Source organism: Enterobacter sp. 725m/11 (assembly GCF_011683705.1).
In the GTDB taxonomy this organism is placed as follows: Bacteria; Pseudomonadota; Gammaproteobacteria; order Enterobacterales; family Enterobacteriaceae; genus Enterobacter; species Enterobacter bugandensis.
On sequence record NZ_JAAQOK010000021.1, the window covers coordinates 1 to 15048 of the forward strand.

Annotated in this window: 14 protein-coding genes and 1 tRNA gene; 11 read left to right on the forward strand and 4 right to left on the reverse strand. The window is 56.5% G+C overall.

All coding sequences use genetic code 11. The features are described from left to right. Positions 1-129 precede the first annotated feature (129 nt). Positions 130-205, forward strand: a tRNA-Trp gene (locus HBA26_RS10930). A 99-nt stretch (positions 206-304) separates the two neighbouring features. Here HBA26_RS10930 and hdfR read toward each other — a convergent pair. After that, a complete protein-coding gene (gene hdfR / locus HBA26_RS10935; protein WP_088204694.1) occupies positions 305-1126 on the reverse strand; it encodes an HTH-type transcriptional regulator HdfR in 822 nt (273 codons plus the stop codon). A gap of 118 nt (positions 1127-1244) precedes the next feature. On the opposite strand from hdfR, the gene HBA26_RS10940 reads away from it, so the two are divergent. Continuing rightward, a complete protein-coding gene (locus tag HBA26_RS10940; protein WP_008501577.1) occupies positions 1245-1583 on the forward strand; it encodes a DUF413 domain-containing protein in 339 nt (112 codons plus the stop codon). A 27-nt stretch (positions 1584-1610) separates the two neighbouring features. On the opposite strand, the gene HBA26_RS10945 is transcribed toward HBA26_RS10940, so the two are convergent. Next, on the reverse strand, positions 1611-3131 hold the full coding sequence (locus HBA26_RS10945; protein ID WP_059357708.1) for a YifB family Mg chelatase-like AAA ATPase: 1521 nt from the start codon (positions 3129-3131) through the stop codon (positions 1611-1613). Between the two features lie 342 nt (positions 3132-3473). On the opposite strand from HBA26_RS10945, the gene ilvL reads away from it, so the two are divergent. The 7 genes from ilvL (at position 3474) to ilvA (ending at position 10024) form a co-directional block, all read left to right on the forward strand. Then, on the forward strand, positions 3474-3572 hold the full coding sequence (gene ilvL / locus HBA26_RS10950) for an ilv operon leader peptide (protein WP_001311244.1): 99 nt from the start codon (positions 3474-3476) through the stop codon (positions 3570-3572). A gap of 86 nt (positions 3573-3658) precedes the next feature. Beyond that, the gene (gene ilvX / locus HBA26_RS22805) at positions 3659-3709 is read left to right on the forward strand and encodes a peptide IlvX (protein ID WP_166792073.1); all 51 of its coding nucleotides are present in this window, start codon (positions 3659-3661) and stop codon (positions 3707-3709) included. A 2-nt stretch (positions 3710-3711) separates the two neighbouring features. Beyond that, positions 3712-5358, forward strand: a complete 1647-nt coding sequence (ilvG, locus tag HBA26_RS10955) for an acetolactate synthase 2 catalytic subunit (protein WP_069733812.1) — start codon at positions 3712-3714, stop codon at positions 5356-5358. Further along, on the forward strand, positions 5355-5618 hold the full coding sequence (gene ilvM / locus HBA26_RS10960; RefSeq protein WP_003860184.1) for an acetolactate synthase 2 small subunit: 264 nt from the start codon (positions 5355-5357) through the stop codon (positions 5616-5618). The genes ilvG and ilvM overlap by 4 nt, the downstream gene beginning before the upstream one ends. Before the next feature lie 18 nt (positions 5619-5636). Next, positions 5637-6566, forward strand: coding sequence for a branched-chain-amino-acid transaminase (ilvE, locus tag HBA26_RS10965; protein WP_166720904.1), 930 nt, complete (start codon positions 5637-5639; stop codon positions 6564-6566). Positions 6567-6626: 60 nt separating this feature from the next. Next, positions 6627-8477, forward strand: a complete 1851-nt coding sequence (ilvD, locus tag HBA26_RS10970) for a dihydroxy-acid dehydratase (RefSeq protein WP_047366694.1) — start codon at positions 6627-6629, stop codon at positions 8475-8477. A 2-nt stretch (positions 8478-8479) separates the two neighbouring features. Continuing rightward, on the forward strand, positions 8480-10024 hold the full coding sequence (gene ilvA, locus HBA26_RS10975) for a threonine ammonia-lyase, biosynthetic (protein ID WP_088204713.1): 1545 nt from the start codon (positions 8480-8482) through the stop codon (positions 10022-10024). Here ilvA and ilvY read toward each other — a convergent pair. Further along, positions 10021-10911, reverse strand: a complete 891-nt coding sequence (gene ilvY, locus HBA26_RS10980; RefSeq protein ID WP_088204696.1) for an HTH-type transcriptional activator IlvY — start codon at positions 10909-10911, stop codon at positions 10021-10023. The genes ilvA and ilvY overlap by 4 nt on opposite strands. Before the next feature lie 152 nt (positions 10912-11063). Here ilvY and ilvC point away from each other — a divergent pair, with 152 nt between their 5' ends. Continuing rightward, positions 11064-12539 (forward strand): ketol-acid reductoisomerase, encoded by a 1476-nt coding sequence (gene ilvC, locus HBA26_RS10985; protein ID WP_021242831.1) that lies wholly within the window; start codon positions 11064-11066, stop codon positions 12537-12539. 85 nt (positions 12540-12624) lie between these two features. Here ilvC and ppiC read toward each other — a convergent pair whose 3' ends face one another. Further along, entirely contained in the window at positions 12625-12906 is a 282-nt protein-coding gene (gene ppiC, locus HBA26_RS10990; RefSeq protein WP_004886861.1) for a peptidylprolyl isomerase PpiC, read from the reverse strand. An 85-nt stretch (positions 12907-12991) separates the two neighbouring features. On the opposite strand from ppiC, the gene rep reads away from it, so the two are divergent. After that, positions 12992-15016, forward strand: coding sequence for a DNA helicase Rep (rep, locus tag HBA26_RS10995; RefSeq protein ID WP_028014817.1), 2025 nt, complete (start codon positions 12992-12994; stop codon positions 15014-15016). Positions 15017-15048 lie beyond the last annotated feature (32 nt).

A 15048-nucleotide genomic window follows, 5' to 3' on the forward strand; every position in this document is an offset into this window, starting at 1 on the left:
AGCGGTAGTTCAGTCGGTTAGAATACCTGCCTGTCACGCAGGGGGTCGCGGGTTCGAGTCCCGTCCGTTCCGCCACTTATTAAGACGTTAAGCCTGCCAGTAATGGCAGGCTTAATGGCAAAAAACTTTAGGGGCGTAGCTCAGTTGGTAGAGCACCGGTCTCCAAAACCGGGTGTCGCGAGTTCGAGTCTCTCCGCCCCTGCCATATAGAATCCTTTGCTTCGGCAAAGGATTTTTTTTTGCCTGAAACCCGGTGAAATTTCACCATTCTTAAATGCAGCCAGCGTCCCTGCTGGCCTCAGCATCAATCCATTACATTGATTTTTAATAGATCTTTTATTTGCGATTGCTTGTCGCTATTTTGCAGCCAAATCGCATACAGCGGCCGCGAAAGGGTAGTGGAATCCACCACGGTATGCAGTCCAGGCTTGGTGTCTGCCCAACGGACTGGTAACCAGGTGCAACCCTTCAGCAAGGGAAGTTGCTGACAGGCAATCTCGGCAGAACTGGTTGTTAACTGTGGAACATCATCAGGTGAGATCAATCCCATCTCATGTTGCTGAAAATCAGGTCCCCACTCCAGCCGCAAATAGGTCAGGTCTGCTTTCATCTTTGAAGGTTCAGAAGCATAAAGAGCCAGACTGAACTGTCCAACAATCTGGCTGCTAAATTCGTCCATCTTGGGGGCTTCTGTAGTGATCAGCAGATCCAACTGACGCTCATGAAGTTGCTTAACCAGCGACTGACGTTGCGCAATTCTGGCTTCAAATTGTAAATGCCCATGGGAGTGATATAGCCGGGTAAGCCACTGACTGAGCATGCATTCCCACAGAGATGCGCTGGCCCCTATCGAGAACTCGTTGTGCCTCGACGTATGCGCAACCTCTTTGCGCGCTGCCTGCCAGGTATTCATCAATGTCTCCGCATACGGAAGCAGTTTTTCACCGGCAGGCGTGAGGCGGATATTGTTGCGATGGCGGGTAAAAAGATTCACACCCAGTTGATTTTCCAGCTGTCGAATACGAAAACTGACTGCTGACTGCGTCAGGTAAAGGGCTTCAGCGGCTCGCCCGAAGTGACGCGTTCTGCTCACTTCAAGGAAAGTTTTTAGCAATTCCGTATCCACATCTTTCTCCGCAAAATAATTTGTCGTTATGATTTAAATGTTTTGTTTTACACTCTGTCAAGCGTAACTAATACTCCGCGCCATAAATAGCTCGGCCAAAGAATTAGGAGCGTGTAGGATGGCGGAAAGCTTTACGACGACTAATCGTTTTTTCGACAATAAACATTATCCGCGCGGGTTCTCTCGTCACGGCGATTTCACCATCAAAGAGGCGCAGCTGCTTGAGCGTCATGGTTATGCCTTTAACGAGCTGGATCTGGGTAAACGTGAGCCTGCAACTGAAGATGAAAAACAGTTTGTCTCAGTGTGCCGTGGTGAGCGTGAGCCGCAGTCTGAAGCAGAACGTGTATGGATCAAGTACATGGCTCGCATTAAGCGTCCAAAACGTTTCCATACGCTGTCTGGCGGTAAACCGCAGATGGAAGGTGCAGAAGACTACACCGAGTCTGACGACTAATAAAAAAAGGGGCTACGGCCCCTTTTTTTATGCCAGTAACTTTTGCAGATGCAAAAGCAAACGATCAATCGCCCGATAGCTCAGCGCTTCCTGCAAGTGTTTCCTCGCAATATCAGTACAGCCCTCCACGTCCGCAATGGTTCTGGCTACTTTTAACAAGCGCTGCCACGCACGTATGGAAAGCCCAAAGCGCGTCAACGTCTCCTCCAGCCAAGCCGCATCTTCAACGTTAAGAGAACAAAACTGTCGGATCCCTGCATTATCCAGTCGTGCATTCAGCCTGTTTTGACGGGCATACTGTCTCGCCTGTGCCGCGATAACCCGTTCGCGAACATGCGCGGAGCTTTCACCCAGTCTATCCGTCTGCCTGAGTAGGCCCGGCGGCGGAAGGGGGATTTCCAGTGATAAATCGAAACGGTCGAGAAACGGGCCAGACAGCTTTCCCAGATAGCGCAGCGTCTGCTCTGGCGTACAGCGGTTATGGTTGCCCTGATAATGCCCCGTCGGACTGGGGTTCATCGCCGCCACGAGCTGAAAACGGGCGGGATAGCTTATTTTGGCTCGCGTGCGTGAAATATGTATCTCACCGGATTCAATGGGCTCCCTCAGCGCATCCAGCACGCGGCGCTCAAACTCAGGCAACTCATCGAGAAACAGAATGCCATTGTGTGCCAGCGAGATCTCACCCGGCCCCGGAATAGACCCACCGCCGACCATTGCCGTCAGTGACGCGCTATGATGCGGGGAACGAAAGGGACGTCGACGCCACTGTTTGTGCAACGACGTCGAACCGATCAGGCTATAGATGGCGGCGCTTTCCAGCGCTTCATGGTTATTAAGCGGCGGGAGCAACCCGCTTAGCCTGCTCGCCAGCATGGTTTTGCCCGTACCCGGCGGGCCAATTAGCAGGAGATTGTGCCCACCCGCTGCCGTAATCTCCAGCGCCCGTTTCCCTTGCTCCTGTCCCATGATCTCGCTGAGGTCTTCTGGCGCATCCGCTATAGCCTCGTCGCACTCTTCCGGCTCGGACAGTTCATGGCGGCCTTCCAGCCAGGCGCACACTTCCTGAAGATGCCCGGCGATGAGACATCCCTTTTCTGCAATAAGACTCACTTCTGATGCGTTTTCATTGGCCACAACGATTTGCCGCCCTGCACGTATGGCTTCCAGCGCTCCCGATATCGCACCGGGAACGCCTCTCAGTGCGCCTGTGAGCGCGAGTTCACCCACGAACTCATACGAGCCTAGCCTGGTCGTATTAAGCTGCTCAGAAGCCGCGAGAAGCGCAATTGCGATAGGTAAATCGTATCGCCCACCCTCTTTGGGCAGGTCAGCGGGAGCAAGGTTGATGGTGATCTTCTTTGCGGGGAAGGTATAACCGCTGTTTATTATTGCGCTACGAACGCGGTCTCTGGCCTCTTTAACCGTGGTTTCAGGTAACCCGACAAGCGTGAGTCCGGGCAGCCCATTACTCAAATGAACCTCTACGGAAATAAGCGGAGCCTTTACCCCGAGAGCTGCTCGCGTATAAACAACTGACAGTGACATTTGTACTACCTCCTGGTCTGACTATGCCAGTGCCTGTTTTCTCTGTTTAGCCTCTTTTTACGTATTTACGCCGCCTGTTCAGAGATTTTCAGGGAGCATTGAAACCATTGCATAACCGTGGAAGCACACTCGCAAAATGTAAAAAGGCGCGCTTTAACGGTTAGCTCTGCAATAAAAAAAATGAAAAATATTCACTTCTAAATTTCCTCATATAAAACAATGCGTTCATAAAATTTGGTTCGCTTGCTAACCAAATCCTTCATAAATAAATCTTGTGTTTGATTTAAAAACTGTGATAACTCTTTAGGTATTCCTTCGAACAAGATGCAAAAAGAACTGAAAATGACAGCCCTTCTACGAGTGATTAGCCTGGTCGTGATTAGCGTGGTGGTGATTATTATCCCACCGTGCGGGGCTGCACTTGGACGAGGAAAGGCTTAGAAATCAAGCCTTAACGAACTAAGACCCCCGCACCGAAAGGTCCGGGGGTTTTTTTATGACTAAAAAACTTAAATGAGGAGCAGAGAATGACGACTAGCACAAAATTCTGTTTCTCCAGATTTATGACGGGGAACTAACTATGAATGGGGCACAATGGGTAGTACATGCGTTGCGCGCGCAGGGAGTCGAAACCGTATTCGGTTATCCGGGTGGCGCAATTATGCCGATTTACGATGCACTGTATGACGGCGGCGTGGAACACCTCTTGTGCCGGCACGAGCAGGGCGCAGCGATGGCAGCCATTGGTTATGCCCGCGCGACAGGTAAAACCGGTGTATGCATGGCGACCTCAGGTCCGGGCGCAACGAACCTGATCACCGGCCTGGCTGACGCGCTGCTCGATTCCGTCCCTGTCGTGGCGATTACCGGTCAGGTGGCCTCTCCGTTCATCGGCACCGATGCCTTCCAGGAAGTAGACGTCCTCGGCTTATCGCTGGCTTGCACCAAGCACAGCTTCCTCGTTCAGTCCCTCGAAGAGCTGCCGCGCGTGATGGCCGAAGCGTTCGAGGTTGCCAGTTCTGGCCGTCCTGGCCCGGTTCTGGTGGATATCCCGAAAGATATCCAGGTTGCACCTGGCGATCTGGAGCCGCATTTCTCCACCGTGAAAAGCGACGATGCGTTTCCGCATGCAGAGGTTGAAGAGGCGCGTCAGATGATGGCGCAGGCGAAGCAGCCGATGCTGTACGTCGGCGGCGGGGTGGGGATGGCGCAGGCTGTTCCGGCGCTTCGCGCGTTCCTTGCAACCACGCAAATGCCCGCCACCTGCACCCTGAAAGGTCTGGGTGCGGTAGACGCGGACTACCCGTACTACCTCGGCATGCTGGGAATGCACGGCACTAAAGCGGCAAACCTGGCGGTGCAGGAGTGCGACTTGCTTATCGTCGCAGGCGCCCGTTTCGATGACCGCGTCACCGGCAAGCTGAATACCTTCGCGCCGAATGCCAAAGTGATCCATATGGATATCGACCCGGCGGAGATGAACAAACTGCGTCAGGCGCACGTGGCGTTGCAGGGCGATCTTAACGCGCTGTTACCGGCGCTGGAGCAGCCGCTGGATATCAACGCATGGCGTCAGCACACCGCAGACATGCGCGCTGAGCATGCCTGGCGTTACGATCACCCAGGCGATGCCATCTATGCGCCGCTGCTGTTGAAGCAGTTGTCCGACCGTAAACCCGCCGACAGCGTGGTGACGACCGATGTGGGCCAGCATCAGATGTGGTCAGCCCAGCACATGACCTACACCCGCCCGGAGAACTTCATCACCTCCAGCGGCTTAGGCACGATGGGCTTTGGCCTGCCGGCAGCCGTTGGCGCACAGGTGGCCCGCCCGAACGATACCGTCATCTGTATCTCCGGTGACGGCTCCTTCATGATGAACGTTCAGGAGCTCGGCACCGTGAAGCGCAAGCAGTTACCGCTGAAGATCGTGTTGCTCGATAACCAGCGTTTAGGGATGGTTCGCCAGTGGCAGCAGCTGTTCTTCCAGGAGCGTTACAGCGAGACAACCCTGACCGATAACCCCGATTTCCTCACCCTGGCCAGCGCCTTCGGCATTCCTGGCCAGCACATCACCCGTAAAGACCAGGTTGAAGCGGCACTCGACACCATGCTGTCAAGCGAAGGGCCATACCTGCTTCATGTCTCAATCGACGAGCTTGAGAACGTCTGGCCGTTGGTACCGCCCGGTGCCAGTAACTCACAAATGCTGGAGAAATTATCATGATGCAACATCAGGTCGCCGTGCAGGCTCGCTTCAACCCGGAAACGTTAGAACGCGTATTGCGCGTGGTTCGCCACCGTGGTTTTCAGATTTGCTCTATGAATATGGAAACGGCCACCGACGCCCAGAACATCAGTATCGAATTAACCGTTGCCAGCCCGCGGCCGGTCGACTTACTGTTTAGTCAGTTATCAAAGCTGGTAGACGTTGCCCATGTTGCCATCTGCCAGAGCACAACCACATCACAACAAATCCGCGCTTGAGCGTGACAGGACGAAAAAATGACGACAAAAAAAGCTGATTACATTTGGTTCAATGGTGAGATGGTTCGCTGGGAAGACGCGAAAGTTCACGTGATGTCCCATGCGCTGCACTACGGTACCTCCGTGTTTGAAGGCATCCGTTGCTACGATTCTCACAAAGGGCCAGTGGTGTTCCGCCATCGCGAACACATGCAGCGTCTGCATGACTCAGCCAAAATTTATCGTTTCCCGGTCTCTCAAAGCGTTGATGAGCTGATGGAAGCCTGCCGCGAAGTGATTCGCCAGAACAAACTGACCAGCGCCTATATTCGTCCGCTGGTCTTCGTGGGTGACGTGGGCATGGGCGTGAACCCGCCGGCCGGTTACAACACCGATGTGATCATTGCTGCGTTCCCGTGGGGCGCCTACCTGGGCGCAGAAGCACTGGATCAGGGGATCGACGCAATGGTTTCTTCCTGGAACCGCGTGGCGCCAAACACCATCCCGACCGCCGCAAAAGCGGGCGGTAACTACCTCTCCTCACTGCTGGTCGGCAGCGAAGCGCGCCGCCACGGCTATCAGGAAGGCATCGCCCTCGACATGAACGGCTACATCTCAGAAGGCGCGGGCGAAAACCTGTTTGAAGTAAAAGACGGCATTCTGTTTACCCCGCCGTTCACCTCTTCCGCGCTGCCGGGCATCACCCGTGATGCGATCATCAAGCTGGCGAAAGACCTCGGTATCGAAGTGCGCGAGCAGGTGCTGTCCCGCGAATCCCTCTACCTGGCAGACGAAGTGTTCATGTCCGGTACCGCGGCTGAAATCACGCCGGTTCGCAGCGTAGATGGTATCCAGGTGGGCGAAGGCCGCTGTGGCCCGGTCACCAAGCGCATTCAGCAAGCGTTCTTCGGCCTCTTCACCGGCGAAACAGAAGATAAATACGGCTGGTTGGATCAGGTTAATCACTAAATATAAATGTGGGACGGCACGCACCGTCCCATTAAATAGTCAGACGGGAGTCAATAAAGCATGCCTAAGTATCGTTCAGCCACCACCACCCACGGCCGTAACATGGCGGGTGCCCGCGCACTGTGGCGCGCCACCGGAATGACCGACGCCGATTTCGGCAAGCCGATTATCGCCGTGGTGAACTCCTTCACCCAGTTTGTACCGGGCCACGTGCATCTGCGCGATCTCGGTAAGCTGGTTGCCGAGCAAATCGAAGCCTCCGGCGGCGTGGCGAAAGAGTTCAACACCATTGCGGTGGATGACGGTATCGCAATGGGCCACGGGGGAATGCTCTATTCACTGCCGTCGCGCGAGCTGATCGCCGACTCGGTGGAGTATATGGTCAACGCCCACTGCGCCGATGCGATGGTCTGTATCTCCAACTGCGACAAAATCACCCCGGGGATGCTTATGGCCTCCCTGCGTCTGAACATTCCGGTGATCTTCGTCTCCGGCGGTCCGATGGAGGCGGGTAAAACCAAGCTCTCCGACAAAATCATCAAGCTCGACCTGGTCGATGCGATGATCCAGGGTGCAGACCCGAAAGTCTCTGACGAACAGAGCGATCAGGTGGAACGCTCCGCGTGCCCGACCTGCGGCTCCTGTTCCGGCATGTTCACGGCCAACTCCATGAACTGCCTGACCGAAGCGCTGGGCCTTTCCCAGCCGGGCAACGGCTCGCTGCTGGCGACCCACGCCGACCGTAAGCAGCTGTTCCTCAACGCCGGTAAACGTATCGTTGAGCTGACCAAACGCTACTACGAGCAGGACGATGCCAGCGCGCTGCCGCGCAATATCGCCAGTAAAGCGGCGTTCGAAAACGCCATGACGCTGGATATCGCCATGGGCGGCTCCACTAACACCGTTCTGCACCTGCTGGCCGCCGCGCAGGAAGCCGAAATCGACTTCACCATGAGCGACATCGACAAGCTCTCCCGCAAAGTGCCGCAGCTGTGTAAAGTCGCGCCGAGTACTCAGAAGTACCACATGGAAGACGTGCACCGCGCGGGTGGCGTCATCGGTATCCTGGGCGAGCTGGATCGCGCCGGGCTGCTGAACCGCGACGTGAAAAACGTCCTCGGCCTGACGCTGCCGGAATCGCTGGATCAATACGACGTGATGCTGACCAAAGACGACGCGGTGAAAAAGATGTTCCGCGCCGGCCCTGCAGGTATTCGCACCACCCAGGCGTTCTCGCAGGATTGCCGCTGGGACACGCTGGATGACGACCGTGCTGAAGGCTGCATCCGCTCGCTGGAGCACGCCTACAGCAAAGACGGCGGTCTGGCGGTGCTGTACGGTAACTTTGCGGAAAACGGCTGCATCGTGAAAACCGCAGGCGTGGACGACAGTATCCTGAAATTCACCGGTCCGGCGAAAGTGTACGAAAGCCAGGATGAAGCGGTAGACGCGATTCTCGGCGGCAAAGTGGTGGAAGGCGACGTGGTTGTCATTCGCTACGAAGGGCCGAAAGGCGGCCCGGGCATGCAGGAGATGCTCTACCCAACCACCTTCCTGAAATCGATGGGCCTCGGTAAAGCCTGCGCGCTGATCACCGACGGGCGTTTCTCCGGCGGCACGTCTGGTCTCTCCATCGGCCACGTCTCCCCGGAAGCGGCAAGCGGCGGCAACATCGCGATCATCGAAGATGGCGACCTGATCGAAATCGACATTCCGAATCGCGGCATTCAGCTGAAGCTGAGCGACCAGGAGATTGCGGCCCGTCGTGAAGCGCAGGAAGCCCGCGGCGACAAAGCCTGGACGCCGAAAGATCGCCAGCGCGAAGTCTCCTTCGCCCTGCGCGCCTATGCGAGCCTTGCAACCAGTGCAGATAAAGGCGCGGTGCGCGATAAATCTAAACTTGGGGGCTAATGATGGCCGAGTCACAACCCTTATCCGCCGCCCCTGAGGGGGCGGAATACCTGAGAGCGGTGCTACGCGCGCCGGTCTATGAAGCCGTGCAGGTCACGCCCCTGCAAAAAATGGAAAAACTCTCCTCGCGCCTCGACAACGTCATTCTGGTGAAGCGTGAAGACCGCCAGCCGGTGCACAGCTTTAAGCTGCGCGGTGCCTACGCGATGATGGCCGGGCTGACGGATGAGCAGAAAGCGCGCGGCGTCATTACCGCGTCGGCGGGCAACCACGCCCAGGGCGTTGCCTTCTCCTCGGCCCGTCTGGGTCTGAAAGCGCTGATCGTGATGCCGGTTGCTACCGCGGACATCAAAGTCGACGCGGTGCGCGGTTTTGGCGGGGAAGTGCTGCTCCACGGCGCGAATTTTGACGAAGCCAAAGCCAAAGCGATTGAGCTGGCGCAGCAGCAGGGCTTTACCTGGGTGCCGCCGTTCGATCACCCGATGGTGATTGCCGGGCAGGGCACGCTGGCGCTTGAGCTGTTGCAGCAGGATGCCCATCTCGACCGCGTCTTCGTCCCGGTGGGCGGCGGCGGGCTGGCCGCAGGCGTGGCGGTGCTGATTAAACAGCTGATGCCGCAGATCAAAGTCATCGCCGTTGAGGCGGAAGACTCTGCCTGCCTGAAGGCGGCGCTGGACGCCGGTCATCCGGTAGACCTGCCGCGCGTTGGGCTGTTTGCCGAGGGCGTGGCGGTGAAGCGCATTGGCGATGAAACGTTCCGTCTGTGCCAGGAGTATCTGGACGATATCGTCACCGTCGACAGCGACGCCATTTGCGCGGCAATGAAAGATCTGTTCGAAGATGTACGTGCGGTGGCGGAGCCGTCCGGCGCGCTGGCGCTGGCGGGGATGAAAAAATACATCGCCCAGCACAACATTCGCGGCGAACGTCTGGCGCACGTGCTCTCTGGTGCGAACGTGAACTTCCACGGCCTGCGCTACGTTTCCGAGCGCTGCGAGCTGGGCGAACAGCGTGAAGCGCTGCTGGCGGTGACGATTCCGGAAGAAAAGGGCAGCTTCCTCAAGTTCTGCCAGCTTCTGGGGGGACGTTCGGTAACGGAGTTCAACTACCGCTTTGCCGATGCGAAAGATGCCTGCATTTTTGTCGGCGTGCGTCTGAGCCGTGGCGTGGAGGAACGTAAAGAGATCCTCAGCCTGCTGCATGAAGGCGGCTACAGCGTGGTCGATCTGTCCGACGATGAAATGGCGAAGCTGCACGTGCGTTATATGGTTGGCGGGCGTCCCTCAAAGCCGCTCCAGGAACGCCTGTTCAGCTTCGAGTTCCCGGAATCGCCGGGCGCGCTGCTCAAGTTCCTGCACACGCTCGGCACGCACTGGAACATCTCCCTGTTCCACTACCGCAGCCACGGCACCGACTACGGGCGCGTGCTGGCGGCGTTCGAGCTGGGCGAGCACGAGCCGGATTTCGAAACGCGGCTGAACGAGCTGGGCTATGAGTGCCACGACGAAACCCACAACCCGGCGTTCAGGTTCTTTCTGGCTGGCTAGTGGTTCGGCAATATCGTCCAGAACGCATCAATAAGCGGCTCATGCAGCCGCTTTTTTTGTGCGCACACGCCTAGCTCAAACGGCGTCTTCTCGTCGCTGCGCTCCAGAATCATCACGCGATTACGCACCGGTTCCGGGCTGTTTTCCAGCACTACTTCCGGCAGCAGCGCCACGCCGCAGCCAAGCGCCACCATCGACACCATCGCCTCATGACCGCTAACGGTGGCGTAAATCGACGGATTGCTGATTTTCTGACGGCGGAACCACAGCTCGATGCGGCGGCGCACCGGCCCCTGATCGGCCATGATAAACGGCACCGTCGACCAGTCCGGTTTTTCTACCGATACCTGATTACGCACCGGGCAGGGCAGCGCCGGGGCAATCAGCACCACCGCCAGATTCTCCAGCATCGAGAACGCCACCGCGCCCGGCAGGGTTTCGGGTTTTCCGGCGATGGCGAGATCCGCTTCGCCGGTCACCACTTTTTCCATTGCGTCGGCGGCGTCGCCGGTGGTGAGCTTAATTTCAACCGACGGATGCGCTGCGCGGAAGCGGTCGAGAATGGGGGGCAGATGGCTGTAGGCGGCGGTCACGGAGCAAAAAATATGCAGCTCACCGGAGAGTGATGGCCCCTGCTGATCAATAGAGTGCCGCAGCTGCTGGTACTGTAACAGCGTCTGCTGGGCAAAGATGCGCAGCTCGTCGCCTGCTTCCGTAAGGGTAACGGTACGGTTATCGCGCACGAAAAGCGGCTGGCCGAGGTCTTCCTCAAGGCGCTGGATCTGGCGCGAAAGCGTGGACGGGCTGACGTGCATCGCCCGGGCGCTGCGGCCAAAGTGACGGCTTTCCGCCAGGTGCAGGAACATTTTTAGATCGCGTAAATCCACCGATTCCACTCCCTCTTTTTACATTGCAAAAATTGCAATGTGATGTTGTGAATATATCAATTTCCGCAATAAATTTCCTGTTGTAATGTGGGTACATTCTCGCTGAAACGCGAACCGAACAATAAGACACACAACATCACGAGGTATCACCCATGGCTAACTACTTTAATACACTGAACTTGCGCCAGCAGCTGGCGCAGCTGGGCAAATGCCGCTTCATGGCGCGCGATGAATTTGCCGATGGCGCGAGCTACCTTCAGGGTAAAAAAGTGGTCATCGTCGGCTGTGGCGCCCAGGGCCTGAACCAGGGCCTGAACATGCGTGACTCCGGTCTGGATATCTCTTACGCCCTGCGTAAAGAAGCGATTGCCGAGAAGCGCGCTTCATGGCGTAAAGCGACTGAAAACGGCTTCAAAGTGGGTACCTATGAAGAGCTGATCCCGCAGGCGGACCTGGTCGTTAACCTGACGCCGGACAAGCAGCACTCTGACGTGGTGCGTTCCGTACAGCCGCTGATGAAAGACGGCGCCGCGCTGGGTTACTCCCACGGCTTCAACATCGTTGAAGTGGGCGAGCAGATCCGTAAAGACATCACCGTAGTGATGGTGGCGCCGAAGTGCCCGGGTACCGAAGTGCGTGAAGAGTACAAGCGTGGCTTCGGCGTGCCGACGCTTATCGCAGTTCACCCGGAAAACGATCCGAAAGGCGAAGGCATGGCGATTGCCAAAGCCTGGGCTGCGGCGACCGGCGGTCACCGCGCTGGCGTGCTGGAATCTTCCTTCGTTGCGGAAGTGAAATCTGACCTGATGGGCGAGCAGACCATTCTGTGTGGCATGCTGCAGGCGGGTTCTCTGCTTTGCTTCGACAAGCTGGTGGAAGAAGGTACCGACCCGGCATACGCAGAAAAACTGATTCAGTTCGGCTGGGAAACCATCACCGAAGCGCTGAAGCAGGGCGGTATTACGCTGATGATGGACCGTCTGTCCAACCCGGCAAAACTGCGTGCTTACGCGTTGTCTGAACAGCTGAAAACCATTATGGCGCCGCTTTTCCAGAAACATATGGACGACATCATCTCCGGCGAATTCTCTTCCGGCATGATGGCGGACTGGGCCAACGACGACAAGAAACTGCTGACCTGGCGTGAAGAGACCGGTAAAACCGCGTTCGAAACCGCGCCGCAATATGAAGGTAAAATCGGCGAGCAGGAGTACTTCGATAAAGGCGTACTGATGATTGCGATGGTGAAAGCAGGCGTTGAGCTGGCGTTCGAAACCATGGTGGATTCCGGCATCATCGAAGAGTCTGCGTACTACGAATCTCTGCACGAGCTGCCGCTGATCGCGAACACCATCGCCCGTAAGCGTCTGTACGAAATGAACGTGGTTATCTCTGATACCGCAGAATACGGTAACTATCTGTTCTCTTACGCCTGCGTACCGCTGCTGAAAGAGTTCATGACCACACTGCAGACGGGCGATCTGGGTAAAGCGATTGCGGAAGGTGCGGTAGACAACGCGCAGCTGCGCGACGTAAACGAAGCGATTCGCAGCCACCAGATCGAGAAAGTGGGCCACAAACTGCGCGGCTACATGACTGATATGAAACGTATTGCTGTAGCAGGTTAACAACCTTGTCGGGTGGCGCTTCGCTTACCCGACCTACAAAACGTAAGATGTAGGCCGGGTAAGGCGCAGCCGCCACCCGGCTTTTTTATTTGCGATACAGCACTTTAATAATGTGATAACCGAACTGAGTATGCAGCGGACCGGTTGGCTCCAGCACCGGGCAGGAGAAGACCACTTTATCGAACGCCGGAACCATTTGACCCTGACGGAATTCGCCTAAATCGCCGCCACGCTTGCCTGACGGGCAAATAGAGTGCTTCTTCGCCAGCTTGCCGAAGTCGGCGCCGTTTTTGATCTGCTCCAGAAGATCCAGAGCCAGTTTCTCTTCTTTAACAAGAATATGCAGTGCTGCTGCTGTTTTTGCCATGATCGTGCCTTGAGTGGTATGGATTAGGCTCGCTATACTACCACGCTGTTATTCTCCCCTCCTGACTTTCATTGAGCGATCATTTATGCGTTTAAATCCCGGACAACAACAAGCCGTCGAATTTGTAACCGGACCGTGTCTGGTACTGGCGGGCGCAGGATCCGGTAAAACGCGCGTCATCACCAATAAGATTGCGCACCTGATCCGCGGCTGCGGCTATCAGGCCCGCCACATTGCGGCGGTTACCTTTACCAACAAAGCGGCGCGCGAGATGAAAGAGCGTGTCGGCCAGACGCTGGGGCGCAAAGAGGCGCGCGGGCTGATGATCTCTACCTTCCACACGCTGGGGCTGGATATCATTAAACGTGAATACGCCGCGTTGGGGATGAAATCCAACTTTTCGCTGTTCGATGACACCGACCAGGTGGCGTTACTCAAAGAGCTCACCGAGGGGCTGATCGAGGATGATAAGGTGCTGTTGCAGCAGCTGATCTCAACGATCTCGAACTGGAAAAACGATCTGATGACCCCGGCCCAGGCTGCGGCGATCGCCAAAGGCGAACGGGATCGGATCTTTGCCCACTGCTATGGTCTGTACGACGCGCACATGAAAGCGTGCAACGTGCTGGACTTCGACGATCTGATCCTCTTGCCGACGCTGCTTTTACAGCGAAATGAAGAGGTGCGCGAGCGCTGGCAGAATAAAATCCGCTACCTGCTGGTGGATGAATATCAGGACACCAACACCAGCCAGTACGAGCTGGTGAAGCTGCTGGTGGGGCAGCGCGCGCGCTTCACCGTGGTTGGCGATGATGACCAGTCAATTTACTCCTGGCGCGGCGCACGCCCGCAAAACCTGGTGCTTCTGAGCAAAGATTTCCCCGCGCTGCAGGTGATTAAGCTGGAGCAGAACTACCGTTCCTCCGGGCGCATCCTGAAGGCGGCAAACATCCTGATTGCCAATAACCCGCACGTTTTTGAAAAGCGTCTCTTCTCCGAACTTGGCTACGGTACGGAGCTGAAGGTGCTCAGCGCCAATAATGAAGAGCATGAGGCGGAGCGCGTGACGGGCGAACTGATCGCCCACCACTTCGTCAATAAAACCGAATACAAGGATTACGCGATCCTCTATCGCGGCAATCACCAGTCGCGCGTCTTTGAAAAGATGCTGATGCAGAACCGCATTCCGTACAAAATTTCCGGCGGCACTTCGTTCTTCTCGCGGCCAGAAATTAAAGATCTGCTGGCCTATCTGCGCGTGCTCACGAACCCGGATGACGACAGCGCGTTTCTGCGCATCGTGAATACACCAAAGCGCGAGATTGGTCCGGCGACGCTGCAAAAGCTGGGCGAATGGGCGATGACCCGCAATAAGAGCCTGTTTACCGCCAGCTTTGATATGGGGCTGAGCCAGACGCTGACGGGGCGCGGGTATGATAATTTAACCCGCTTCACCCACTGGCTGGGTGAAGTGCAGCGCCTGGCTGAGCGCGAGCCCGTGGCGGCGGTACGCGATCTGATCCACGGCATTGACTACGAATCCTGGCTGTACGAAACCTCTGCCAGCCCGAAAGCGGCAGAAATGCGTATGAAAAACGTTAACCAGCTTTTTAGCTGGATGACCGAAATGCTGGAAGGCTCTGAGATAGATGAGCCGATGACGTTAACGCAGGTGGTCACCCGCTTTACCCTGCGCGACATGATGGAGCGCGGCGAGAGCGAAGAAGAGGCCGACCAGGTTCAGCTGATGACGCTGCATGCGTCAAAAGGGCTGGAGTTCCCGTATGTGTATCTGGTCGGTATGGAAGAAGGTTTATTGCCGCACCAGAGCAGCATTGATGAAGATAATGTCGACGAGGAGCGCCGTCTGGCCTACGTGGGGATCACCCGCGCGCAAAAGGAGCTGACGTTTACGCTCTGTAAAGAGCGCCGTCAGTACGGTGAACTCGTGCGTCCGGAACCCAGCCGTTTCCTGCTGGAACTGCCGCAGGACGATCTGATCTGGGAACAGGAGCGCAAAGTGATTACCGCGGAAGAGCGGATGCACAAAGGACAGGCTAACGTGGCGAACATTCGCGCCATGCTGGCAAAAGCCAAAGAGAAGGGATAATGATGAGTAGGCCGGGTAAGGCTAAGCCGCCA

Bases quoted from the DNA above. Each gene is read 5' to 3' on its own strand.
- HBA26_RS10940 (WP_008501577.1), top strand. From the start codon at position 1,245: ATGGCGGAAAGCTTTACGACGACTAATCGTTTTTTCGACAATAAACAT.
- HBA26_RS10945 (WP_059357708.1), bottom strand. From the start codon at position 3,131: ATGTCACTGTCAGTTGTTTATACGCGAGCAGCTCTCGGGGTAAAGGCT.
- ilvL (WP_001311244.1), top strand. From the start codon at position 3,474: ATGACAGCCCTTCTACGAGTGATTAGCCTGGTCGTGATTAGCGTGGTG.
- ilvG (WP_069733812.1), top strand. From the start codon at position 3,712: ATGAATGGGGCACAATGGGTAGTACATGCGTTGCGCGCGCAGGGAGTC.
- ilvM (WP_003860184.1), top strand. From the start codon at position 5,355: ATGATGCAACATCAGGTCGCCGTGCAGGCTCGCTTCAACCCGGAAACG.
- ilvE (WP_166720904.1), top strand. From the start codon at position 5,637: ATGACGACAAAAAAAGCTGATTACATTTGGTTCAATGGTGAGATGGTT.
- ilvD (WP_047366694.1), top strand. From the start codon at position 6,627: ATGCCTAAGTATCGTTCAGCCACCACCACCCACGGCCGTAACATGGCG.
- ilvA (WP_088204713.1), top strand. From the start codon at position 8,480: ATGGCCGAGTCACAACCCTTATCCGCCGCCCCTGAGGGGGCGGAATAC.
- ilvC (WP_021242831.1), top strand. From the start codon at position 11,064: ATGGCTAACTACTTTAATACACTGAACTTGCGCCAGCAGCTGGCGCAG.
- ppiC (WP_004886861.1), bottom strand. From the start codon at position 12,906: ATGGCAAAAACAGCAGCAGCACTGCATATTCTTGTTAAAGAAGAGAAA.
- rep (WP_028014817.1), top strand. From the start codon at position 12,992: ATGCGTTTAAATCCCGGACAACAACAAGCCGTCGAATTTGTAACCGGA.